At 58.1% G+C, this 22,898-nt stretch carries 18 protein-coding genes; 5 read left to right on the plus strand and 13 right to left on the minus strand.

Annotated features, from left to right (window positions below; translation table 11 throughout):
• The first annotated feature begins 161 nt into the window (after window positions 1-161).
• Window positions 162-2,159 carry an HDOD domain-containing protein gene (locus CLR77_RS11215; protein ID WP_158227182.1) on the plus strand — a complete coding sequence of 666 codons (1,998 nt, stop codon included), beginning with the start codon at window positions 162-164 and terminating at the stop codon, window positions 2,157-2,159.
• Window positions 2,160-2,174: 15 nt separating this feature from the next.
• Window positions 2,175-4,370 (plus strand): putative bifunctional diguanylate cyclase/phosphodiesterase, encoded by a 2,196-nt coding sequence (locus CLR77_RS11220; RefSeq protein ID WP_227519884.1) that lies wholly within the window; start codon window positions 2,175-2,177, stop codon window positions 4,368-4,370.
• A gap of 37 nt (window positions 4,371-4,407) precedes the next feature.
• Here CLR77_RS11220 and CLR77_RS11225 read toward each other — a convergent pair whose 3' ends face one another.
• Window positions 4,408-5,199 carry a substrate-binding periplasmic protein gene (locus CLR77_RS11225; protein WP_097460740.1) on the minus strand — a complete coding sequence of 264 codons (792 nt, stop codon included), beginning with the start codon at window positions 5,197-5,199 and terminating at the stop codon, window positions 4,408-4,410.
• Between the two features lie 323 nt (window positions 5,200-5,522).
• On the opposite strand from CLR77_RS11225, the gene CLR77_RS11230 reads away from it, so the two are divergent.
• Complete coding sequence (locus CLR77_RS11230; protein ID WP_097461001.1) at window positions 5,523-6,176, plus strand: class I SAM-dependent methyltransferase; 654 nt, start codon at window positions 5,523-5,525, stop codon at window positions 6,174-6,176.
• 43 nt (window positions 6,177-6,219) lie between these two features.
• On the opposite strand, the gene murI is transcribed toward CLR77_RS11230, so the two are convergent.
• Genes murI through CLR77_RS11255 form a run of 5 tightly spaced genes read right to left on the minus strand, consistent with a single transcriptional unit; the run spans window position 6,220 to window position 11,548 of the window.
• The gene (gene murI / locus CLR77_RS11235) at window positions 6,220-7,092 is read right to left on the minus strand and encodes a glutamate racemase (protein WP_097460741.1); all 873 of its coding nucleotides are present in this window, start codon (window positions 7,090-7,092) and stop codon (window positions 6,220-6,222) included.
• Window positions 7,089-7,919, minus strand: a complete 831-nt coding sequence (gene nudC / locus CLR77_RS11240; RefSeq protein ID WP_097460742.1) for an NAD(+) diphosphatase — start codon at window positions 7,917-7,919, stop codon at window positions 7,089-7,091. The genes murI and nudC overlap by 4 nt, the downstream gene beginning before the upstream one ends.
• Window positions 7,920-7,964: 45 nt before the next feature.
• Complete coding sequence (locus CLR77_RS11245; RefSeq protein WP_097460743.1) at window positions 7,965-9,878, minus strand: Gldg family protein; 1,914 nt, start codon at window positions 9,876-9,878, stop codon at window positions 7,965-7,967.
• 12 nt (window positions 9,879-9,890) lie between these two features.
• Complete coding sequence (locus tag CLR77_RS11250; protein WP_097460744.1) at window positions 9,891-10,625, minus strand: ABC transporter permease subunit; 735 nt, start codon at window positions 10,623-10,625, stop codon at window positions 9,891-9,893.
• Complete coding sequence (locus CLR77_RS11255) at window positions 10,622-11,548, minus strand: ABC transporter ATP-binding protein (protein ID WP_097460745.1); 927 nt, start codon at window positions 11,546-11,548, stop codon at window positions 10,622-10,624. Before CLR77_RS11255 ends, CLR77_RS11250 begins: the two co-directional genes overlap by 4 nt.
• A 137-nt stretch (window positions 11,549-11,685) precedes the next feature.
• On the opposite strand from CLR77_RS11255, the gene CLR77_RS20020 reads away from it, so the two are divergent.
• Both CLR77_RS20020 and plsB read left to right on the plus strand, forming a co-directional pair.
• A complete protein-coding gene (locus CLR77_RS20020) occupies window positions 11,686-11,913 on the plus strand; it encodes a hypothetical protein (RefSeq protein WP_143269407.1) in 228 nt (75 codons plus the stop codon).
• A 231-nt stretch (window positions 11,914-12,144) separates the two neighbouring features.
• The gene (plsB, locus tag CLR77_RS11260) at window positions 12,145-14,610 is read left to right on the plus strand and encodes a glycerol-3-phosphate 1-O-acyltransferase PlsB (protein ID WP_097460746.1); all 2,466 of its coding nucleotides are present in this window, start codon (window positions 12,145-12,147) and stop codon (window positions 14,608-14,610) included.
• A gap of 7 nt (window positions 14,611-14,617) precedes the next feature.
• On the opposite strand, the gene CLR77_RS11265 is transcribed toward plsB, so the two are convergent.
• The 7 genes from CLR77_RS11265 to ppc all read right to left on the minus strand — a co-directional run bounded on the left by CLR77_RS11265 (window position 14,618) and on the right by ppc (window position 22,718).
• Window positions 14,618-15,430: a class I SAM-dependent methyltransferase gene (locus CLR77_RS11265; protein ID WP_097460747.1), complete on the minus strand. Its 813-nt coding sequence runs from the start codon at window positions 15,428-15,430 to the stop codon at window positions 14,618-14,620.
• A 27-nt stretch (window positions 15,431-15,457) separates the two neighbouring features.
• On the minus strand, window positions 15,458-15,793 hold the full coding sequence (locus CLR77_RS11270; protein WP_097460748.1) for a hypothetical protein: 336 nt from the start codon (window positions 15,791-15,793) through the stop codon (window positions 15,458-15,460).
• A gap of 74 nt (window positions 15,794-15,867) precedes the next feature.
• On the minus strand, window positions 15,868-16,665 hold the full coding sequence (locus CLR77_RS11275) for an undecaprenyl-diphosphate phosphatase (protein ID WP_097460749.1): 798 nt from the start codon (window positions 16,663-16,665) through the stop codon (window positions 15,868-15,870).
• 1 nt (window position 16,666) lies between these two features.
• A complete protein-coding gene (tsaB, locus tag CLR77_RS11280) occupies window positions 16,667-17,356 on the minus strand; it encodes a tRNA (adenosine(37)-N6)-threonylcarbamoyltransferase complex dimerization subunit type 1 TsaB (RefSeq protein WP_097460750.1) in 690 nt (229 codons plus the stop codon).
• 54 nt (window positions 17,357-17,410) lie between these two features.
• Window positions 17,411-18,064 carry an adenylate kinase gene (gene adk, locus CLR77_RS11285; RefSeq protein WP_097460751.1) on the minus strand — a complete coding sequence of 218 codons (654 nt, stop codon included), beginning with the start codon at window positions 18,062-18,064 and terminating at the stop codon, window positions 17,411-17,413.
• A 473-nt stretch (window positions 18,065-18,537) separates the two neighbouring features.
• A complete protein-coding gene (locus CLR77_RS11290; protein WP_097461002.1) occupies window positions 18,538-19,935 on the minus strand; it encodes an HDOD domain-containing protein in 1,398 nt (465 codons plus the stop codon).
• Between the two features lie 134 nt (window positions 19,936-20,069).
• Window positions 20,070-22,718, minus strand: a complete 2,649-nt coding sequence (gene ppc / locus CLR77_RS11295; RefSeq protein WP_097460752.1) for a phosphoenolpyruvate carboxylase — start codon at window positions 22,716-22,718, stop codon at window positions 20,070-20,072.
• Window positions 22,719-22,898: the final 180 nt, after the last annotated feature.

Here is a 22,898-nt window from a genome sequence, read left to right on the forward strand (position 1 = left end):
GAACACTTGATCACATTTTACAGTTCAACATTTGCATTTTTCATGAAAATGCTTAGAAAGCTTCATTAAATATTTAATTTGCGTCAGGTATTGTCTAAGCTTTGTACATTAAAATGAAAATAATCGACTAAAACGTCATACCTATGATCAGGGCTTATCTCATGTCGTCACCCGCCGACGGTGATCTGCCCAGCTTGCCCCAGATCGTTCTGCGCATGCTGCATGCGTGCCACAACGATGCTGACTACCGCGAGCTGGGGCAGTTGATTGCCAGCGACACAGCGCTATCGTCGCGAGTGATGGCTTTGGCCAATTCATCCTATTTCAATCGCGGCCAGCCTGTTAACTCGCTGGAGCGGGCCTTATTGCGTCTGGGAATCGAAAACCTGCGAACCCTGGTGATCACGGCCGCCCTGCGCCAATTCCTGCAGGACCTGGGGGCCGACCACTGGCAGCAGCTTCGCGACTTCTGGCGTCACTCCCTGGCAACGGCCCTTATGGCCCGGACCCTGGCAGTGCTCACCCGCTACCCGGCCCCGGACGAAGCCTATCTCGCCGGCATGCTGCACAATATCGGCGAGCTGATGGCGCTCAAAATGGCCGCTGCCGGTACTGAAAACGATGTTGAAATCTCGCCTCACGCAGAGGCCGGGGCAAAGCTGGCTGAGCGCTGGGAGCTGGGACCGCTCGTCGCTGATGCCATCCGCTATCAGCAGACGCCCCCGGAGGAGATCTGGGATACACCGCACCTGGTCAAGTTGATCAACCTGTCCACGCGCCTGGCCATGTCGGACAACCGCGGCATGGAGGCGGCAAGGACTCTGTTCGGCCTGACCGCCGCCCTGACCCGCGAGATCTGCTCGCGTATCGATCAGGAAGTTGCCTCGCTGGCCGAATCGCTTTCGATTCCCCTGGAGGGGGATAGCAACGCACTGGACGTCCGTCAGGCACTGCTGACAGAACTGCTCAATCACGGGCTCGTCAACGAGGCCACCACGGCGCTGAGGCGTTCCACTGACGACCTGCAATTTTCCAACGCACTGCTCACCAGCGTCGAATACCTGTGTGACGCTCCAGCCATTGTCCTCGCCATTGACGGCGAATGGCTGACCGCCCAGGCGATTTCCTCCTGGCCCGAACTATCGTTGCGCCTTCCTCGCGAACCGGCACGAAGCCTCATCGCAATCTGTGCGGCCGAAGGCCGGATACTGACGACCTATGACGACGGTGTCGAACCGGCGATCGTCGACCAACAACTTGGTCACCTCCTGAAGCGCGCCCACCTTATCTACTTGCCGCTGCAGCACCAGGGACAATGCCTGGGCGTCGTCGTCGCGGGTATCGATAACCCTCTTCCGAAAGCCCGCCTCGACTTGCTGGCACTGTTCGCTCGCGAGGCAGGCCAATTACGCGTCAAATTGGGGCAAGAGCGGGAAACTGATCAGAGCGCACGTTCTCTCGAGCGTATGGAGCAGGAACTGGTTGTTCGCCGGGTCGCCCATGAAATCAGTAACCCGCTGACCATCATTCGCAACTACCTGTCCACATTGCAGGATAAGCTGAGCGACGATGAATCCGTCAGCGCGGACCTGCAAGTCGTCCGCGAAGAGCTCGAGCGGGCCGCAGACCTTTTGTTGCAGCTGCGCGATACCCGTGAGGAAATACCTGAAGGCGCGGAACTGGATATCAACACGGAAGTCCGCAACCTGGCCGACCTTTTGCAGGATTCGCTCTTTGCGGCGCATGATGTGCACTGCCAACTGCAGCTGTCAGAGGCCCCGGTAACCGCCCACGCGACACGCGGTCCTCTCCGGCAGGTGCTGGTTAACCTTGTCCGCAATGCGGTCGAGGCGATGTCGGAAGGCGGTGAACTCGAGATCCGCACCAGTCCGTCGATCTGGCAAGGGCATCGCAACTGGATTGAAATATCGATCAGCGATAGTGGCACCGGGTTACCCGAGTCGGTCCGCCAGAACATGTTCCGCCCGGTACAGACGACCAAAGGCGAAGGACATAGCGGCCTCGGCCTGAGCATTGTGAAACAACTGATTGATGACATGGAGGGCATCATAAGCTGTCGCACCGGAAGCGACGGCACGAGTTTCCAGATCCTGCTGCCGGCCGTATCCGGCGACAAGCAGGATAAAAAGGAAACCTGACGATAACCCAATAAGATGAAAGCCATGAATGGGGATAGCGCTAAGCAGGCTTCACGACCGATCGAGTCCAATGCAAACATCCTGGTTGTCGATGACGAGCCGCGGCTGCTACAAAGCCTGATCACGCTGCTCTCAGAGCGCGGTTTTTATGCCGATGCCGCGCTTGGAGGCAAAGCAGCCTGTCAGTTGCTGACGCAGCGCGACTATGACCTGGTATTGCTGGACCTTCGTATGGCCGACATGGATGGCCATCAAGTCATGGACTTTATGAATCGCCGGGACATTCGTGCGGCGACCGTGGTGGTCAGCGGCGAATCATCCTTCTCATCCGTAAGCCGTGCATTGAGGCGGGGTGCTTACGATTACATCAAGAAGCCCTTCGATGCGGATGAGCTGATCGCGACCGTGACCAATGCCCTCTCCAAACGGCAATTGGAACGTTCCCACGATGACGTCCAGCACCGCCTGCGCAAATCCGAAGAACTGCACCGCTATATCGTCAACAGCTCCCCCGATATCGTTTTCATGCTGGATAGCGACGGGCGTTTCTGCTTCCTCAACAGCAAGGTGGAAGCCCTGTTGGGCTACAGCTGTGGCGAGCTGCTGGGTCGGCACTTCCGCCATCTCGTTGACGACCAGGATGTCGCCAAGGCGATGTACACGTTCCAGGACCCCAACATCAACGCCACCAACCCACGCACCATCGAACTACGCCTGAAGACCCGGGGCAGCCGTAAGGCCAACCGCCACTTCGAGATCACGGCTTTCCCCATGGACGGGAATGCATTGGGAATGAAAGCCACCGATGGCGTTGCGGATAACGTCGATGCGCAGATTTACGGAACCGCCCGGGATATTACCGAACGAAAGGAAGCCGAGGCCTTCATCAACTTCCAGGCCTATCACGACCTTCTGACGCGCCTGCCCAACCGGGCCCTGTTCAAGGACCGCCTCAACCTCGCCATCACCCATGCCCGGCGGAACAGCCAGAAGCTGGCGGTCATGTTCCTGGATCTGGATCGCTTCAAGGTCGTCAATGACACCCTGGGCCATGCGATGGGCGACCGCCTCCTTCAAGCCGTGTCGCAGCGACTGGAAAGCTGCTTGCGTCGCGGCGATACCCTGTCGCGTTTCGGCGGCGACGAATTCACGCTCCTGCTCCCGGCGATCTCAAGCCATGAAGACGCGCGCAAGATCGCCCGCAAGCTGATCAGCGTACTGAAAGCACCATTCCAGTTGGGCGAACATGAAGTCTTTGTCGGCGTCAGTATCGGTATCGCCGTATTCCCTGATGCCGGCCAGAGCATGGATCAACTGATCCAGAACGCCGACATTGCCATGTACCACGTTAAAGGACGCGGCAAGGACGGCTACCAGTTCTTTAATGATGCCATGAGTATCAACAACACGACTCACCGCCTGGGCCTCGAGCGCGATCTCCGTCGCGCCCTGGAACAGAACGAAATGCGTGTTTTCTATCAGCCACAGGTCAGCGCAATCGACGGGCATATCGTCGGGGTCGAAGCCCTGGTGCGCTGGCAGCATCCGGAGCGCGGACTCCTTTACCCCCGCGACTTCCTGCCCCTGGCCGAGGAAACCAAACTCATCGGCGACCTGAGTCAGCTGGTATTGGGCACGGCCTGCCGGGAGGTTCGGGACTGGCTGTCGGACGGCAACCAGAAAGTACGACTGGCTGTCAATTTCTCACCCTCCCAGGTCGAACATCCCCGGTTTGTTCAACAGCTGCTGGCCCAACTGGATCACTTCAATTTCCCGGCGGAAAACCTGGAAGTCGAGATCACTGAAAACGTGATCATGAACGATCTGGAGCAAATGAGCCGCAAGTTACAGGAGCTGGCGGCCCATGGCATTCGCATCGCGATCGACGACTTCGGCACGGGGTATTCCTCGCTCAGCTATCTGCACCGGCTCCCGATTCATACGCTCAAGGTGGACCAAACCTTCATTCGCGGCATCCGGGCCGGCGAAGATGGCGCCTGCATCGTCAACGCCATTGTTGCCATGGCACATGGCTTACGACTGGATATCGTGGCAGAGGGTGTGGAGACCGCCGAACAGCTGCAATATCTACGCGAACTGGGTTGCCAGCAGGTTCAAGGTTTTTACTACGGACCGGCGCGACCGGCGGAAGAAATCGGGGGTTTGCTGACAGGCCAGCGCCAGTCTGTTCGTATCAGCAAGGCGGGTTAACGGTCAGGCGCTCATGAGCGCGCTGCCGGAAATCCCGCTACTCGCCTTTTCGCTGCCCCAGATACCGCTCCACGATGCGGTCGATAGTGCCGTTTGCCTTTAATACGCTCAAGCGCTCGCTGATAAAACGGCGATCCTCAGAGGGCATGTTACGGTCTACCGCAAGATAGATGTCGTAATCGGGAATGATCGCGCTGAAATCGACCCTGTGCAGACAGGTTGGACGCTGTCCTTTCCAGTGCTTCAGGTGGTAGCGCAAGCGAATATCCATTTCGACGAAACCATCCACCCGCCCCAATGCCGCCATGCGAATACCGGACTCGTAATCGCTGACGCCCACCTCGCGGACAAGCCCCGCCTGACGGGCCTTATCCAAGCCCAGATAGTCGAAATGTTTCAGTACGGCCAGCTGCAGCCCTGCCAGATCCCGCAGACTGGACAGCTTCGGGAAATCGCGGCGACAGGTCAGGGCAACATGGTGGACGCGAAACAGTGGTTCATTTATCAACAACTCCCGACGCTTCAAGTGTGGCCAGGGCTTGGCGTCATACGCAACCCAGTTGTTGAACACCCCCTTGTTGACCGTGAAAATCAGCCGATTAACCGGAAGGACCCTGACGCGAAGATCATAGGCTGAGCCGGCAAACACCGCCTGAACGATATCAGTGATGATACCGCCTGCACTTTTACCCGCATTCGCCACTTGAAACGGCTCACTCCTGCTTTGCACGACCAGATAATTGATCGTGGAGGCATAAACCGGCCCCACCGTCACCAGAAAGGCGGTCAGGAAAAAAAGCCTCAGGGTAAATAGGGTTCGGATCGCCATGCCGCCTCATACTCACATATGTCAAACACAAAATGTGACGCCAACAATTACCCTTTATAGCTCACAATTAGATCAAAGCCCGGATAAATCTGCAAATTGCAACCATCTTATTGTCAAACAATCCGTTGCAATATACTGATTCAGCTCACGATTCCTCGACAAGTGCCACAGATTTGCGGGCTGATCCACAGCTTTTTCGCAATCATTTTCGTACGCTCTGTAACCGTCGGCATAATGACAACACAAAATGGCCACGCAGTCTTCACACCTCCAGGGAGATGTTCAGACTGCCGGAACGACTCTCAGGACAGGCAGCTTCGATCATGCGGGATAAATATAAGGTTATCGGCCCCATCTATGACATGCTGAGCACGCTCTATAGCGGAAAAAACATTCTTAAATGCAAGACCGCTATGCTCAACGAAAACACCATCAGCCCCGGCACCAAGGTCTTGTTTGCAGGCGTCGGCCATGGCCGCGATGCGATCAAAGCGGCGGAGTTGGGCGCAGACGTCACCGTCGTCGACCTGTCCGAGACGATGTTGCGCAAATTCGAGGACGTCCGCCTTGAGCAGTCTCCGGATGCAAAGGTTCGCAAGGTGCACAGCGACATCCTCAAGTTCGACGAATTTGGCGAATTCGACATGGTCATCGCCAATTTCTTCCTCAACGTCTTCGACGAAGACACCATGGTGACGGTGCTGCAGCATCTGATTAAGCTGGGCAAACCAAATGCGAAGGTCGTTGTTGGGGACTTTGCCTACCCTACCGGCAATCTCGTGGCCCGCGGCTTCAAAAAGGCCTACTGGTACGCCGCCCTGTCACTGTTCTGCCTGCTTGCGGGCAATGCCTTCCATGAAATCTACAACTACCCCGAGCACATGCGAAAGCTCGGCTTGAAAGTGGCCACGCCACAGCACTTCAAGCTACTCAACATGCAGATGTTCTGGTCGATTCTGGGAGAGAAACAAGCCTAGAAACGGCGTCCGCCGACGCCACGCTGTGCGGTTGGCAAAACCGTCAGTTGGCGTCGGGCGACCAGTTGCCGAAGATTGTCGGAGAGCGATAACCGGAAGCGACAAGATAGCTATCCAGGCGGACAGGCGCATCAGCCGTAAAATAGAAGCGATGACCACCACCGTAAGACGCCTTCCGGGCCTTACCCTCAGCCGCTATCCACAAACTTTCCACTCGTCGGGCAATAGCGTCGCCGGAGTCTATCCATTGCACATCCGCCGGCATCTGTTCAGCCAACGCGTGGGCGATAAGCGGGAAATGCGTACAGCCAAGGATAATTGTGTCCACGCCAGCAGCTCGCAAGGGTGCCATAACCGACGCGACCACATCGGCCTTCAATGTACCCGTAGCCAGCCACTGCTCGGCCTCCCGCACCAGTTCTGAACTCCCCACCCGAGTAACCTCACAGTGCGCTGCAAAGCGCTCTATCAGATCATTGAGATAGGTTCGGCGCACCGTGGCTGGTGTCGCCAGTAACCCGATACGGCCACTGAGGCTTGCCTGCGCAGCCGGCTTGACTGCCGGCACGACACCTACTACCGGCTGAGACAGACAAGCCCTTAGCGGCTCCAGCACGACCGTACTGGCAGTATTGCAACCGATGACAATAATATCGACCGGCTCGGTGGACACCAGAGCGCTAACCAGAGAAACGCAGCGATCGACGACCATTTCCTCCGGTAACTCTCCATAAGGAAAACGGGCATTGTCGGCGAGATACACCACATCGCTGAAGGGTAACCGTTGGCGAATGCAGTGAGCAATGCTGAGCCCTCCGATGCCGGAATCGAAAACCAGCACCCGCGGAGCTCCCGCCTCATGCAGCGTCGCCTCAACGTCGGGAGACACCTCCGCCCCCGGCACTCTTGCGGTCATAACACCTTGTCCACACCATCCTGCGATGCCAAAGCAGCTCGAATCAGCTGGCCAGCAATGGTTTCGACACCCGGAATCCGGGGCAGAGAGTCGGCTGAAAACCAGCCCCCGTCGGCCAATTCGTCTTCCTGTAAAACCAGCTCGCCAGCCACGTAATCAACCATGTACCCCAACATCAACTGATGAGGAAAAGGCCAGGGCTGGGAGGCGACATAACGGGGATTGGCGACCTGCAAGCCGGTTTCTTCGAGCACCTCGCGGGCGACGGCCTCTTCAGCAGACTCACCGGGCTCGATAAAGCCCGCGATCAAACTGAACATCCCTTCCGGATAATGTGGCGCTCGGGCCAACAGTAGTTGGTCGTCACGTCGGATCACCACGATGACACAGGGAGACACCCTCGGAAACCAACGGTGCTGACAGGGTTCGCACCAAAGCGCCCTTTCGACGGGGTGCGGCTTTGTAGGGGTGCCGCAACGGCCGCAAAACCGATGGTCCTGCCACCAATGCAGCAACTCTGAGGCTGTTCCGACCAGCTCCCAATCCTCGGCGCTCGCCTGCGCCAGAAAGCGCCTCAAATCGATGGCCTCGACACCCTCTGGTGCTGCTGCGGCATCCAGCCCCAGAACATGCACACGTCGCCCGCCCCGCTCACCAATCGGGAACAGGTTAATGCTCCGGCAAGGGTCGGAGAGAGAAGATGCCCAGTCGGAAACAGACCACAGCGGACGCTGGTCCTTGAGCAGCAGGCGTTGGCCGGCGAAAACCAACAGCGTCTCATCCGGTGTCGGCGGTTCCAGCGACCAGGCAGGTACCAAATCTGTCATAGTGAAATCTCGATGTGCGGCCGTTGCTGAGCTTCAGTCGACAGGCTATCGACGGAAACTCCGACGCCACCACCAGGTAATCAGCGCCAGCAGCAGCGTCAGCAACAACGGCGCGATGACGATATTGATCAGTTTCAGCTTCGCTCCCAGCGCTTCGATATCACTATTGAGCTGATGCTGAACATCACGCAACTGCTTCCGAATCTTCAGCTTTTCTTCCCGGAACTGCAAGATAGTGCTCTTCTGCTCCTGTGTCAGCAGGTTCTTGTTCCCCTTACCGGCCTTCTTCTGCAGCGCATCGAGCTTGTCTTCGGTTTGTTTGAGCTTGTCTTTCAGTGCCTCTTCCCGCTCCAGAAAACGCGACTCGGCATCCCGGCGCAGCGCTTCCACCTTCACGAAAGGCCGGGTGTAACGCCCGCGGCTGCGAATACTGATCAGATCCTTACTGCCCGCGAAGTTGTCCAGGGCATTGATCAGGAAGCTGCCATTGTCCGCCCATGGCTGAGCGACTCGCTGGCCGAAGAAATCGTTGATACGAACCCAGAGCCGGTCTGAAAGAACATCGGTATCCCCCACCACCATCAGGTTGATGTCACCACTCGTCCGGGTGGGCGAGAGGTGTTCTTCGACCATCCTGGTTGCGCCCGGCGCGTTCCCACTCTTGTCAGTGGATGGCGACTTGTCGGCCGGGGCAGGCACCTTGACGTTCACGCCGTTGGGGAATGCCGTGGTTGCCTTGCCGGTGATGCGCGCCGCCAGGACGTAGCGCTTCCCGGTGGGTCGAAAGCCATCCATCAGCTGATCGGGCGTTTGCAGCGTCAACAACTTGTGGGTATCGATCGGCATCGAACTCCGACTACTATACAGCAACGGCTGCACCTTCAGCCCGGTCCCTGGCAGGATCTTGAAGTAGCCGGTTGTCGACAGGTTGATATTGTCCAAGCCGCTAAGAATAACGTCGCCGTTGGCGAAATCCTCCCGGGTCAAACCCAGCAAACCGATATGTCGCATCGGCTGCCGCTGCGGGCCCACACCCACCACCAACGAGTTGTCGTAATCGCCGACAAAATCCTGACTCAATTGTACCCCCCAATGCTTGAGGAGTTCCGGCAAATCGGAACGGCGTTGAGGCGCAGCTGCCATGCCCGAATTGTCGCCGGCGGCCTCTGAATTCGGGTCGAAAAAGGCAATCAGCTTGCCGCCGTTCAGCACATACTGGTCAATGGCGAAGCGGGTCTGGTCGCTCAGGTCGGTAGGGTGGATCAGCAGGAGGACATCCACATTCTTACCAATCTTCGCGACGTCATCGCCCAGCCAATGCACGTCGAAAAGGCCTTCCATCTGCTGAATCGCCGCCCAGGGATACTTACGGCTGTGCGTCGCGAAATCCACCCCGCCGTTGACGTCCAACCCGGAGATGACAGCCACCACCGGTTCCTGCGGATTCTCCAGGGTGTAGATCAGTTTAGTGATGTCGTATTCAAGGCTGGTCTCGCGATCGATCCGGAAAAACGGAATCACCTGCTGGTCGCCTGCCTGATTCCTGCCGATCAAGCCAAAAAAGACCTTATCTCCCTGATTCCCCTTCGGAATACTCTGCAGACCTGCTTCAGTGGCGGTGTCTTCCTGATCGGAAAATGGCTCTGGATCAACCACGTGAAAGTGGATCAGGCCACGGCTATTCGCCTGATATTCATCGAGCAGTTCACGAACCCGCGCCTCGTAGGAACGCAGGGCCGGCAGGTTGGTCGATGTCTGATTGGAGAAATAGAGCGTCAACGTGATCGGTGTCTTCAAATCGTCGAGGATGCTTTTTGAACCTTTCGACAGGGTGTAAAGGTGATTCTCGGTCAGGTCCAGCCGATCGCCCTTGAAATCCAGGGAGATCAATACCGCCAATACAAGAAAGGCAACAAACAGAACAACCAGGCCGACACCGGACTTCATGAAATGCCTCACCGGACCAGCCTCCTAATTCGCCTTGCGCAGATTCAGCACGATCACGGTGGCCAGCAGCCAGGTCACGATCGTGAGCAGGAAGTACAGAAGGTCGCGTAACTCGATGACCCCCCGCGCGATGGCATCGAAATGGCCAAGAAAACTCAGGGCACTGAGGCCGTCGATCACCCAGGTTGGCGCCCAGGGGGTGAACAGGTCCTGCACCATGGGGAAACCGGTGACGACAAACAGGAAGCACACGACCAAGGTCAGAATGAACGCTATCACCTGGTTCCGCGTAGCCGCCGACAGGCAGGAACCGATTGCCAGGAAGCCCCCGGCCATCAGCCAGGCGCCGATATAGGTGGCACTGATGACACCATTATCCGGATGGCCGAGGTAGTTGACCGTTATCCAAAGCGGAAACGTCAGCGCCAGCGCGACACCGACAAAGAACCATGCCGCCAGGAACTTGCCCAATACGGAGGTACCGATGGAGACCGGCAACGTCAGCAACAATTCGATGGTGCCGCTGCGACGCTCTTCTGACCAGAGGCGCATGGACACCGCGGGAATCAGCACCAGGTACAACCAGGGCAGGAAATTGAAGAACGACAGCAGATCCGCCTGACCGCGTTCAAAGAAATGCCCCAGATAGAAGGTGAACACACCGGAGAGTACCAGGAAGATGACCGTAAAGACGTAAGCCACCGGCGTCGCAAAGTAGCCGTACAGCTCTCGGCGCACAATCACCGACAATCCCGTCATGCCGCCTCCCCCGTGGTTAGCTTACGGAAGACATCATCCAGACGCCCCTGCTCCACATACAACTCTTCGATGCGCCACCCGTTCGCCTGGGCCAGTTCGTTGACGCCTCGCAAAATCCGGCAGCCCGGCTGCGGGAAAACGGTCATGGTAAGGCCATCACGCTCTACCTCAACGTCGGCCACATCCTCCAACGACAGGAACGCCTCAGCACGAACGCCTTCACCGGTGAACCTCAGGTGCACGGCCTGGTGGTAGCGTGACAGGCTCGCCAGATATTCCGGCGACCCATCGACGACAATGCGACCGGCGGAGATGATGAGCGCACGGGTGCAGACCGCATGCACCTCCTCCAGGATGTGGGTGGAGATAATCACGGTTTTGTCACGGGACAGATTGCGGATCAATTGACGGACTTGATGTTTCTGGTTGGGGTCAAGCCCGTCGGTGGGTTCGTCCAGAATCAGTATACGGGGGTCATGCAACAACGCCTGGGCCAGACCGACGCGGCGCTTGAATCCTTTCGACAGGGTTTCGATACGCTGGGTCAGGACAGGCTCCAGATCGACCTGTTCAACAACTTCCTGAAAGCGATTTTGCAGCGAGGTACCGCGCAGCCCACGAATCTGGCCGATGAAGTGCAGGAAGGCGCTGACGGTCATGTCAGAGTACGCCGGCGCACCTTCGGGCAAATACCCGATCTCTCTCTGGGCACTCACGGGATTACGGACAACGTCGTGATCGAAAATCGACACAGCACCGGAAGACGGCGTCAAAAAGCCGGTCAGGATTTTCATGGTGGTGGATTTCCCGGCGCCATTCGGCCCCAGAAAGCCGAGAATTTCCCCCTGCTCGACCCTGAAGGTGAGGTTATCGACAGCGGTGAAATCACCGAACTTGCGCGTCAAGCCCGTGACATCAATCATGGTCCGTTCACCCTGTTCTGCAGCAAAAAGTTCTGTGCCACCCGGCTATCAGGTACCGCAGAAACACCGTTCGGTCACGGTCACAATGCCGACTACGACAGGGTGCAGCGCGAAGGCAACAGGGCCGGAACCCCGCCATGGAAGGTGCTCTGCCAACCAGTCAGGTGGCAACGCTCTATTATTGTTATAACGATTCGATGACAGCGACGGGCGTTGACTGTGACCAGTACTGTCGCGACGTGTCCTGGCTTGAGCCATCAACGCGCCTTGCCGGGCCGTCACTGAAGGCTATTCAAGCCTTTCTTGGTTTGCCGGACTATAAAAAAGGCCCATTTGGCTGGCAAGTGACATCTTCGCAATATTAACGGTGTTCCGAGTGTGTCCTGCCCCGGCAGACCATAAAAGGATACCAATCCCATCAAGATCTCTACGAGACAGGACACTCTCAAAAAACGCGAAGCAAGTCACAGTTCCGTTCCATTTCAGCGGCGACCGACGAGACGCGTTCCAGGCCAGAAACATCGCTGCACTTTGCCTGCCTGTGCCAACCCAGTACACTTGTCCGGAACTTGTCGCGTCGCTTTCGTGGAGCCTGCATGATCAAATACTTGGGGTGGAATTCCTGGTTCTTTACCCTGTTGCGTAAGCTGTTGTATCTCTGGGTGAGGACCGATGTTGTCGGTGCCAGCCGAGAAGAGCTCGAACTCGATCCGAACAAGCCGATCTGCTACGTACTACAATACAGCTCCCTCTCAAGCCGCCTGGTGCTCGAACAGGAGGTTCTTCGGGCTGGACTGCCGTCTTCCCAGCAGCCCATGACGTTTCCCGACGGTCCCCGCCGCTCGTTCTTTTTCCTTTATCAGCGTCAAGGACGCCTGTTTCAACGGCGCCACACGCCGGCCCTGACCAGCCGCCTCAAGCAGCTGGTCCATGCAGCCGTCGCTGATACGTCGCTGGACGTGCAGATCGTCCCCGTGTCGCTATTCTGGGGTCGTGCACCGGACAAAGAACGCTCGTTGGTCAAACTCCTGCTCAGCGACAGCTGGTCTGTCGCCGGTCGACTGCAGAAACTGCTGGTCATCCTGATTCACGGCCGGGCGACATTCGTCCAATTCAACAAAGCGATCTCGTTGCGGCATGTCGTCGACGAGTTCCCGGACAGCGAGGAACGCGCCACCCGCAAACTGGCCCGGGTCTTGAGGGTTCATTTCCGCCGTGTTCGCCAAGCCGTGATCGGCCCGGACCTATCGCACCGCCGCACCCTCGTGGAATCCCTGATTCGCACACCGGCGGTAAAGGACGCCATTCGAGAAGCGGCCAAGCAGGACGACCTGCCACCGGAAAAAGTGAAGATGAAAGCATGGCGATATGCTGACGAAATCGCCTCCAATATGTCCATCGCCACCATACGCTTCCTGGAGACGATCCTGTCGTGGCTGTGGAACCGGATCTATAACGGTATCGCCATCAATCGCATCGACACCGTGCGGGAGATCGCACGGGACCAGACCGTCGTCTACGTGCCCTGCCACCGCTCACATATCGACTATCTGCTGCTGTCCTATGTGTTGTACAAAAACGGACTGACACCGCCACACATTGCCGCAGGCATCAACCTCAACATGCCCATTGTCGGCCCAATCCTGCGTCGTGGCGGAGCCTTTTTCATGCGCCGCAGCTTCAAGAACAATCCGCTGTATAGCACCGTCTTCAACGAGTATATGCACTTCGTCTTCTCCGGCGGCTATTCCGTGGAATACTTCGTCGAAGGTGGTCGCAGCCGTACCGGGCGCATGCTGTCGCCCCGCGCCGGCATGCTGGCAATGACCGTGCGCAGTTACCTGCGCGACCATCAAAAGCCCCTGGTATTCGTCCCCGTGTATTTCGGCTACGAAAAGGTTCTAGAGGCGCGCACGTACCTGGGCGAATTACGAGGACGCAAGAAGCAGAAAGAAAGCGTTTTCGGACTTTTCAAATCGCTGCGCTCGCTGCGCAACTCCTTCGGGCGCGTCGCGGTCAACTTCGGTGAGCCCATCCCGCTGGCCGCCTTCCTCGATAAGGAGCGCCCCAGCTGGCGCCAGGAAGCCTACGACAGCGAGTACCGTCCAAAATGGCTGGGCGAAGCGGTGGATAACCTCGCCGTCGAGGTCGCCACCCACATCAATGAAGCGGCGGCGATCAATCCGGTCAATCTTCTCGCCCTGGTCATGCTGTCTACCGAACGCCTGGCCATGGACGAACGCATGCTGGCGCGACAGATGGAGTTCTTTGCGGAGTTCATGCGTGCCTCGCCCTATAGCGAATACTGCACCATCCCCGTCGGCAAGGGGCAGGAATGGATTCACTACGCGGAAATCATGGGGTTGGTCGAGCGCCAGAAACAGCAGTTGGGCGACATCATCACACTGGAAGGCAACAACGCCATCCTGATGACGTTCTACCGCAACAACATCCAGCACCTGTATGCGATTCCGGCCTTGATTGCGTGCATGTTCCAGAACAACAGCACGCTGGAGCGCGAGCGCATCGTTTTCCTGATCAGCTCCATCTATCCCTACATCAAGGCAGAGCTGTTCCTGCGCTGGTCGGCAGAAGAAGTCGAGGCGGTGATCGATCACTGGATCGATATCATGATCGAGAAAGAACTGCTGACGCTTCAGGGTAATGTTGTCTATCGGCCGGTAACCGGCTCCGAACAGGCCGTACGCCTGCGCGCACTTTCGCGCTTCATTATCCAGATCCTAGAACGCTACTACATCAGCATCGCGGTTCTCCGCAAACAGGGGTCAGGGAAGATTACCGCGGCCGAACTGGAGGAACAAAGCAGCCTGATGGCCCAGAGAATGTCGATTCTGTTCGGACTCAATGCGCCTGAATTCTTCGACAAGGCCCTGTTCCGCAACTTCATTCACCATCTCAAGAAAAACGAGATACTGACGACCGACGACGATGGCAAGCTGATCTACACCTCGGGACTGGACGAAGTTGCGGAAGATGCGCGGCTGGTCTTGAACGTAGAAATGCGCCAGTCGATCCTTCAGGTCACCATGATGGAGTCCTAAGGCAGATTCAGTCCAGGGCGCGCAGGGTGTAAAGGTCGTAACGGCTACTCTTGCCTTCCAGCGCATGGGAGGGCGCCGGCCCCGCCAGGGGCGGCGCCTTGCGTGGACGCTTGACCACCACCCTGCAACGTGCCGCCTGCAATGCCGCCGGCAATAACCGGTCAGCATCGAGATCGTCCCCCACCAGGTCCCTGAAGACGCGCATTTCCTTTTTCACCAGCGCAGACTGTTGTCCACGGTGAGGAAACATCGGGTCCAGGTACACGACATCAGCTACCTCTTCGGCGGCCTCAAGATAGCCCGCTGCATCCGCCGCCTGAAGTTTCATTCGTGCGATGATCGGCGCCAGCTCCGGGTCTTGCGACGCCCTCGCCAGACCATCCTCCAACAGGGCATGGACCACGGGGGAGCGCTCCAGTAGCAACATCGAGCAACCCAGTGTGGCCAATACAAAGGCATCCTGACCCAGCCCGGCGGTGGCATCGAGCACAGACGGAATACGACGGGCACGACTCAGCCCTACAGCCTTGGCCACCAACTGCCCGCGGCCACCGCCATGCAAACGGCGAAAAGCCGCCTTGCCGCCGGAAAAATCGACAATGACAGGTCCTGGGGCACCTCGGCCGGTGACTCTCAAAGCCAAACCTTGATGATCCAACCAAACCAGAAGACCCCCTGGAGCCATCTCTCGTGGCGCCTGAGGGCCCAGATAAGGCAACTGGAGTCGCTGCGCCCAGCCTTCAGCCTCAGGCGCCAATGACGCCTCACCACAGGCGACGCCCAGCAGCGCTGCTCCAACAGAATCTTCAGTGTTTTTCATGAGGCACTTAGGGATAGGAAATGACTATCAGGCGCGGACGTCGATACCGGCAATCTCGACACCCTGCGTCTGGGACTGGGTAGCAACATCCGTATAGGCCTTCTGGGCCTGCAGGCCACGCAAAGGCACCTGGTCGGCACGGAAGCGCTGTAACCGAACCCCTTCACTGGATGCACTTTCTTCAACGGGCCGATTGGATGTACGCGTACGCCCCCCGGTCGCATTCTGACCGGTGGTGTTTTGATCGTTTTTCGACGTTACCCGTTCAGGGGCCGTCGATGCATCGGGCTGACGCGGCGGTTCCCGTCGCACCCTATCGGGTACAGGGACCGGCAGGCCAACACCGTTGATACCACCCACCATAAACCGACACTTCCTCCAGCCTATCAGGCCGGGCAATTAGGCAAGGTTTCTTTCAGGGACAAGCCAATAATGGATTATAGCAACACAACCAGCAGTACACCGCCTAACAACAAACGATACACCACATAAGGCATAAAACCGAAGCGATCCAAATAACGCAAAAAGAAGTGGATGCACAGGATGGCACTGACGAACGACAGCAGAGCCCCCAGACCCACCTGCCCCCAATGCGCACCGGTTCCCGCTTGAATCAGCTCCAGTGTTTTCAGGAGACCGGCAGCCGCAATCAGCGGTATCGACAGCAGAAAGGAAAACCGTGCCGCAGCCTGACGCTGAAACCCCAGCAGCAATGCTGTGGTCATGGTAATCCCTGAGCGCGAAGTGCCGGGAATCAAGGCTAATGCCTGTGACAGACCGATCAACAACGCCGCTCGCCATCCCAACTCGCTCATGGGCAGCTTTTCCGAACCACGGCGATCGGCCCAACCAAGAGCGAGACCGAAAACAATGGTCGCCACCGCAATCACCAGCCCGGACCGTAAGTGCTGCTCGATGAACGATTCCAGCAGGATACCGATCAGTCCGGCGGGTACCGTAGCCAGGACAATCTGCAGCCCCAGACGGCCACCCGCATCCAACTCCCGGCGCACCAGACTCCCAAGCGTTCCCCGAATAAGCCGGACAATATCCTGCCGAAAGTACCAAACAACCGCCAGCAGGGTGCCGACATGCACGGCCACGTCAAACGCCAGCCCCTGATCAGGCCACCCCAACAACGTGGAAGGTAGGATCAGGTGGGCGGAACTGCTGATGGGCAGGAATTCGGTAAAGCCCTGGATTAGCGCCAGGAAAAAAATGTGGAACAGTGACATATCAGCGCCCCGGCATCTTCTGCCAAGCGACTTCATCGCGTAGGTAGACAGGTTGAGCCTGAGCGGCATCGATCGCCGCGCCCTCGAGCCAGGCCTGCTGGGCCAGCAGGGCAATCGCACCAGCCGTCGGTATAGCCTCCAGCAAACGCTCGGTCACTGCGTCGCAGACCGACTTTGGCATCTCGTCACATAGCAGCCAACCGGCACCGGCTCCGAGCCAGCGCTCGTCTCCACCTATCGTCGGTAAGGAAAGCCTGTCCGGTGGGCAAACCCGTTCTTCCTCGAGAGGCTGCACCCTTCCCTCTTCAACCCGAAAGGTTCCCCAGTAGACCTCTGCCATGCGCGCATCGAATGCCACCGCCACCGGCCCTGGGTTCTGCTCACGAGCCACCAATGCCGTCGCGGCCAGCGAGGAAACCGGCAGCACGGGCTTTCCGAGCCCGTATGCCAGCCCTTGCACGATGCCGGCAGCAATACGTAACCCCGTAAACGACCCAGGCCCCCGCCCAAAGGCCAGGGCGTCCAGATCGGCAGGTTTCAGAGCGGACTGCCGCAACAGCTCGCGGATCATGGGCATAATGCGACGGGTATGCATGCGCGGCGCATTCTCGAACTGCTCGATGATCTGTCCGTCCAGGTTCAGAGCAACGGAGCAACCTTCGGCAGTAGTGTCCAGGGCGAGGAGTTTCATTTGGCGTTGAGTCGGCAAAGCGCCCAGAGATCGGCTCTCCGGACGCTTGCGGCCTTACTTGAGCTGGGCAAAAATCTGATCGCGGATGGAGTCGACAGACCCGATACCCTTGACCAAGACATAGGTGGGCGCTTCAAGCGGCGCGGCCTGCGCCCAGTCGCGATAGTAGCCAACCAGCGGTGCAGTCTGAGAGTGGTATACCTGCAGGCGCTTACGTACGGTTTCCTCGCGGTCGTCTTCCCGCTGGATCAGGGGTTCGCCGGTCACGTCATCGACACCGGACTCTTTGGGCGGATTGTAATTGACATGATAGATCCGACCGCTGCCCTCATGGACTCGACGTCCGGACAGTCGATTGACGATCTCTTCGTCTTCGACGGCGATCTCAACCACGTAGTCAATGGCAATTCCCTGGCTGCGCAGCGCTTCCGCTTGCGGGATAGTCCGCGGGAAGCCATCAAGCAGAAAACCGTTACGGCAATCGTCCTGCTGAATCCGGTCTTCGATTAGTGCGATGATGGTTTCATCGGAAACCAGCCCACCACTGGCCATGACTTCCTTGACCTTTTGTCCCAGCGGTGTACCCGCCCGAACAGCGGCACGCAACATGTCGCCTGTTGAAATCTGCGGAATGTCGAACTTCTCGGTAATAAACTGGGCTTGAGTTCCCTTGCCCGCACCGGGTGCACCTAACAGGATCACTTTCATGGTTGGCTTGCTCCCCTTCATTGAAAAAAATGGCTGGGTCATGCGGCAAAGCACCGTTTCCGGAGCCCGTACCGCTTATCGGAGACATCACTGCACCAACAATGCCCCATGTCAGATCCTGGATCTGACTCCCTAATTGGCTACGTATCGGCGACCATGTCGCTCGACACATCAATATCTCATGTGGCACGCAACCGACGTTTCACCACCCAAAAGATGGCCCCGGCCCGTTCGCCGTATTCTTGTTATGTATTGGGGGATTCGGGTCTTCAACAACCGGAAGGTCCAACTGGTGCGCCCCCACTTCCGGCCCCATCAGATTTTGCTGAGCGGAGCATTATACGAAGAGGAAGGGGGGAGAGAAAGGGGAGCCTGCAACCAAGAGCCGTCAGTGCCGTTTGGCACACAACCCATCTGGTAACAGCGGAGACTGGCATGAAGCTACTGCCAGCAGCAGCAAAACCCTTGCAGTATCAGGCCGCGAGCGCGTTTGCCAAGGCGTCCAGCTCACCGGCAGCTTCTTCGGTACAGACCATCAGTTCGCCCAGTGCCTGCTCATCCAGCCCAAGGGACTCAGCCAAGCCTTCAGGCGCTTCTTCGTTGAATTCGTCGCCAACCATTTCACGCTTGAGCAGGATATTCGCCAGTTGCACTGTCCAAATATAAGGCGCGTGCTCTCCCTGATAGCCGACATGCTGATGCATACCAGCAGACTTGATGACGGCTTCCGGTAATTGCCAGAGCTTGAGCAGAATGCCGCCGATAGCACCATGTCCCACCATGAGGACATCCTGCGCCTGCCCCATGCCGAAAACCTGCTGCTCGAGTGACGCCAACGGCTGCTCGGGGTTCGCATCCCTTAACTTGTTCAGCAGCCGAAATTCCGGGGGAAACAGGTGAGCGATCAGTAACAGGCCGAAGTTGTGCAGCAGGCCACACAGATAGGCCAGCGCCGGATCCATCCTGAGGGCGGGGTTCGCCCGTTCAGCAATCCGCTGACTTAAATAGGCGCAATAGAGGCTGTGACGCCAGAAAGCATCCAGTCCCAACATGCCGTCACGCGGCACGTTGAAGGCCCTGGAAGCCGCGATCCCCATTGCCATATGGGCAACGCGCTCAAAACCGAGAACGCGGGTCACCGCATCCTGGACACTCTGGATATCGCCCTGATAATTGAACAACGCCGAACGGGCATAGCGCATGATCTGCGCCGCCAGGCTCGGATCGTGATCGATCAGCATCGACAATTCGCGTGCCGATGCATTGTCGTCCGCCGTCAACTGGAGAATACGCAACGCAATCGCCGGCATGGCCGGTAATCGGTAGAGCTTTTGCAGGCGGGCAGCGATGTCTTCCAGGGTAATACCGCTACAGACGGTCTTCTCGGACAAGTCGCACACGGGCTGCATAATCGAAAAACGCGCCCGACTCGCACCCGCCATCGCCAAGCGGAAACTACGGCCATCCATCTCCAGCAGCGTGGTACGACAGCCGCTGGGCATGTAAAACACCTCCGCCGACAGCAACGCTTCCTCAACTACGACGGGCACACTGTACGCAGCACCGATGGGCGGATGCATCCCGGTTTCGCAGTCTGGAAACAACCGATCCGCCTGAGTGGCGGTCAGCGTCTGCAGTCGCCGCCCCGTGGAACGGCAGATGGCATCCACATCCAACGTCGCCTGATAGGGGTGAACCGCCATGACCACACCTTTGAGATCGATCAGGAAGGTGGCCATGACCACCTTATCAGCGGGAACACCACTGGCAGCAATCGCCATAGCCAAGCTATCGACCCGGTCATGATGCAAGCACTGGAAGTCGATTCCCTTGCGATTGAAAAACTGACTCAAACGCACAGCTAGTGGCACAACGTTTACCTCGCCTTCAAACCACCCGAAGCAGGCAGTTTTCATCACCTCAAGTCTAGTCTGCTCGCGTAAAAAACACCGCTACTACATCACAAATTAACTGTTCCAGAATGTTACCGCAAACGGACAGGACACTAGCCGGTATTGCGCATGCCCGCCGCAATTCCCGCCATGGTCACCTTAAGTGCCTGCTCCACGGGCTCGGGCACCTGCCCCGACGACTCCCGGTCCCGCCGCAGCAATTCCGCCTGCAGGTAATGCAGCGGATCAGTGTAGGGGTTGCGGACTTTCAGGGAATGCGCGAATACCGGATCTTCGGACAGCAACTCATCCTGCGCCTTAAGCTGGTTAACCAGTTGGATGCACCCTTCGAGCCGTTGACGCAGCGCTTCACCCAGGGGATGCAATTCCGGCGCGACCAAACGGTGTTCGTAGTAGCGACAGATACGCAGATCGGCCTTGGCCAGGACCATTTCCAGCATATCCACATGCGTGTGGAAAAACGGCCATTTCGCCATCATTTCCCGCAGGAGCGTTTCGTGACCGGCGTCCACCGCCTCGCGTAAAGCGGTATCGCTGCCGAGCCAGGAAGGCAGCATCAGCCGCATCTGGGTCCAGGCAAAAATCCAGGGGATAGCGCGCAGACTTTCAACACCGCCGCTGGCCTTACGCTTGGCGGGCCGGCTGCCCAGCGCCAGCTTGCCCAGCTCCTGCTCAGGCGTCGCTTGGCGGAAATAACTGACGAAATCCGGCTCACCGCGGACCAGACCCCGGTATGACGCCAGGGAACGCTCCGTCAGCCAATCCATCATATCCCGCCAGCGGGGGGCTGGAGACGGCGGCGGGGCCAGGTTCGCCTCGATCACCGCACTCGTATACAGGGTCAGGCTCTGTCCCGCCATTTTCGGGAGTCCGAACTTGAAGCGGATCATCTCGCCCTGCTCGGTGATACGGAAACGACTGCCGATCGATCCCGGCGGCTGAGACAGGATGGCACGATTGGCGGGACCGCCGCCCCGGCCGACGGTCCCGCCACGACCATGAAAGAGGGTCAGTTGCACATCGTTACGACGAGCAACATCCGTCAATTGCTCCTGGGCCTGGTACTGCGCCCACGCCGCCATCATCTGCCCGGCATCCTTCGCCGAATCCGAATAGCCGATCATGACCTCCTGATGGCCGCCGATATACTCGCGATACCATTCCACGGCAAACAGCGACGCCATGCTGTCCGGCGCATGACTGAGATCTTCCAGGGTTTCGAAAAGAGGCACGATCCTCATCGGATAATGCATCCCGGCTTCACGCAACAGCAATATCACACTCAGGACATCCGACGGTGTGCTTGCCATGGATATCACGTAGGACCCGAGCGCCTCCGGCGGCTGCTCAGCGACGACCCGGCAGGTCTCCAGCACTTCCCTGACATTGTCCGACGGCAGCCAGTCACGAGGGATCAACGGCCGGCGACCGCCCAACTCACGTAACAGGAACGCCTGCCTCTCGGACTCGTCCCAACTGCGGTAGTCCCCCATACCCAGCGCCTGCACCAGCTCGCCGACGGCTTCCGCGTGACGATCCGCTTCCTGGCGGACATCCAGCTTCACCAGTTCGAGGCCATAGCTGTGAGCCCGTCGCAAGGTATCCAGCAGCAGGCCATTGGCGATCACGCCAAGCCCACACTCTTCGAGCGATTCGTAGCAGAGAGTCAATGGCTCGATCAGATCGCGATTGGCCAGCAGGATGTCCGTCGTATCCGGAGGTGCTGCTTTCGGATCGTTCTGCACGCAGGCTTCCGCCCAATCCCGAGTGCGCAGGAGGCGATGGCGCAGCTGGCCAAGGATCTCGCGATAGGGTTCACGAGCCTCTCCGGTGACCTGTCGAACGGCATCGTTCGCTTCCCACATGGATAGCTCGGCACGCAGTGTCTGGATATCCCGCAGGTAAAGGTCCGCCGCCATCCAGCGACTCAGATGAAAGACCGTACGGGTAACGTCAGATGTCACATTGGGATTGCCGTCACGGTCACCGCCCATCCAGGACGCAATACGGATCGGCGCCACCGAACGCGGCAAGCGCCGCCCCGTAACCTTCTCCAGCGCCCGATCCAGATCGCGCAGGAAGCGCGGTAACGCCCCCCACAGGCTGTTTTCGATAACCGCAAATCCCCACTTCGCCTCGTCGACCGCCGTAGGGCGTTCATGACGAATCTCATCGGTATGCCAGGCTTCAGCGACCAGCTGGCGCAAACGGTCCACGACGTCGTCCCTTTCCTGCGGCAGCAGGTCGTCGTGATCGAGCTGTTCCAGACAGGCGGAAATTTCGTCGTACTTCATGATCAGCGTCCGCCGCGCCACTTCCGTCGGATGCGCGGTCAGAACGAATTCCATCTGCAGATCGCATACTTGCCGATAGAGTGTGTCAGTATCGACGCCACCCGCGATCAGGCGCTGAAAGACCTCTTCGAGAGGCTCAACCGCGAGATCCGACTCGTGGTCACGCTTACGGCGGATACTGTGGTATTGCTCTGCCAGGTTGGCGAGATTGAGAAACTGATTGAACGCCCGCGTTACCGGTAGCAGGTCAGACTCGCCAAGCCCCGTCAGGAGCTCGGCCAAACGCTGACTGGAACCGCTTTCGTGTTTACGGTCGGCTTTTGCGGCTGCCCTGATCTGCTCGATCAGATCGAAGCAGTCCGGACCGGGGTGTTGGCGGATACTATGCCCTAACAAATCGCCCAATAATCTGACGTTTTCTCGCAAATCCGGGTGCAATTCGGTCATGAAATGATCGCTCCTGTGCACAACGCCGGCTCTCTCATGGAGCCTACGTACAATCCGTTACTCAACTGGGTCTGTCTGGCCGCGGGAATACGACTAAACTTTACTGTAACGGCATTGCCCTGGCGATCACAATGAGGCAGGGTATTCTTATCGATCTGTACAACAGGTTACCGAACGGTC

The organism is Mangrovitalea sediminis, assembly GCF_002514725.1.
GTDB lineage: Bacteria > Pseudomonadota > Gammaproteobacteria > Pseudomonadales > Oleiphilaceae > Mangrovitalea > Mangrovitalea sediminis.

Bases quoted from the DNA above. Each gene is read 5' to 3' on its own strand.
- CLR77_RS11230 (WP_097461001.1), top strand. From the start codon at position 5,523: ATGCGGGATAAATATAAGGTTATCGGCCCCATCTATGACATGCTGAGC.
- CLR77_RS11265 (WP_097460747.1), bottom strand. From the start codon at position 15,430: ATGAAAAACACTGAAGATTCTGTTGGAGCAGCGCTGCTGGGCGTCGCC.
- CLR77_RS11255 (WP_097460745.1), bottom strand. From the start codon at position 11,548: ATGATTGATGTCACGGGCTTGACGCGCAAGTTCGGTGATTTCACCGCT.
- CLR77_RS20020 (WP_143269407.1), top strand. From the start codon at position 11,686: ATGGAAGGTGCTCTGCCAACCAGTCAGGTGGCAACGCTCTATTATTGT.
- CLR77_RS11275 (WP_097460749.1), bottom strand. From the start codon at position 16,665: ATGTCACTGTTCCACATTTTTTTCCTGGCGCTAATCCAGGGCTTTACC.
- CLR77_RS11225 (WP_097460740.1), bottom strand. From the start codon at position 5,199: ATGGCGATCCGAACCCTATTTACCCTGAGGCTTTTTTTCCTGACCGCC.
- adk (WP_097460751.1), bottom strand. From the start codon at position 18,064: ATGAAAGTGATCCTGTTAGGTGCACCCGGTGCGGGCAAGGGAACTCAA.
- tsaB (WP_097460750.1), bottom strand. From the start codon at position 17,356: ATGAAACTCCTCGCCCTGGACACTACTGCCGAAGGTTGCTCCGTTGCT.
- ppc (WP_097460752.1), bottom strand. From the start codon at position 22,718: ATGACCGAATTGCACCCGGATTTGCGAGAAAACGTCAGATTATTGGGC.
- CLR77_RS11215 (WP_158227182.1), top strand. From the start codon at position 162: ATGTCGTCACCCGCCGACGGTGATCTGCCCAGCTTGCCCCAGATCGTT.
- plsB (WP_097460746.1), top strand. From the start codon at position 12,145: ATGATCAAATACTTGGGGTGGAATTCCTGGTTCTTTACCCTGTTGCGT.
- CLR77_RS11220 (WP_227519884.1), top strand. From the start codon at position 2,175: ATGAAAGCCATGAATGGGGATAGCGCTAAGCAGGCTTCACGACCGATC.
- CLR77_RS11250 (WP_097460744.1), bottom strand. From the start codon at position 10,625: ATGACGGGATTGTCGGTGATTGTGCGCCGAGAGCTGTACGGCTACTTT.
- CLR77_RS11270 (WP_097460748.1), bottom strand. From the start codon at position 15,793: ATGGTGGGTGGTATCAACGGTGTTGGCCTGCCGGTCCCTGTACCCGAT.
- nudC (WP_097460742.1), bottom strand. From the start codon at position 7,919: ATGACAGATTTGGTACCTGCCTGGTCGCTGGAACCGCCGACACCGGAT.
- murI (WP_097460741.1), bottom strand. From the start codon at position 7,092: ATGACCGCAAGAGTGCCGGGGGCGGAGGTGTCTCCCGACGTTGAGGCG.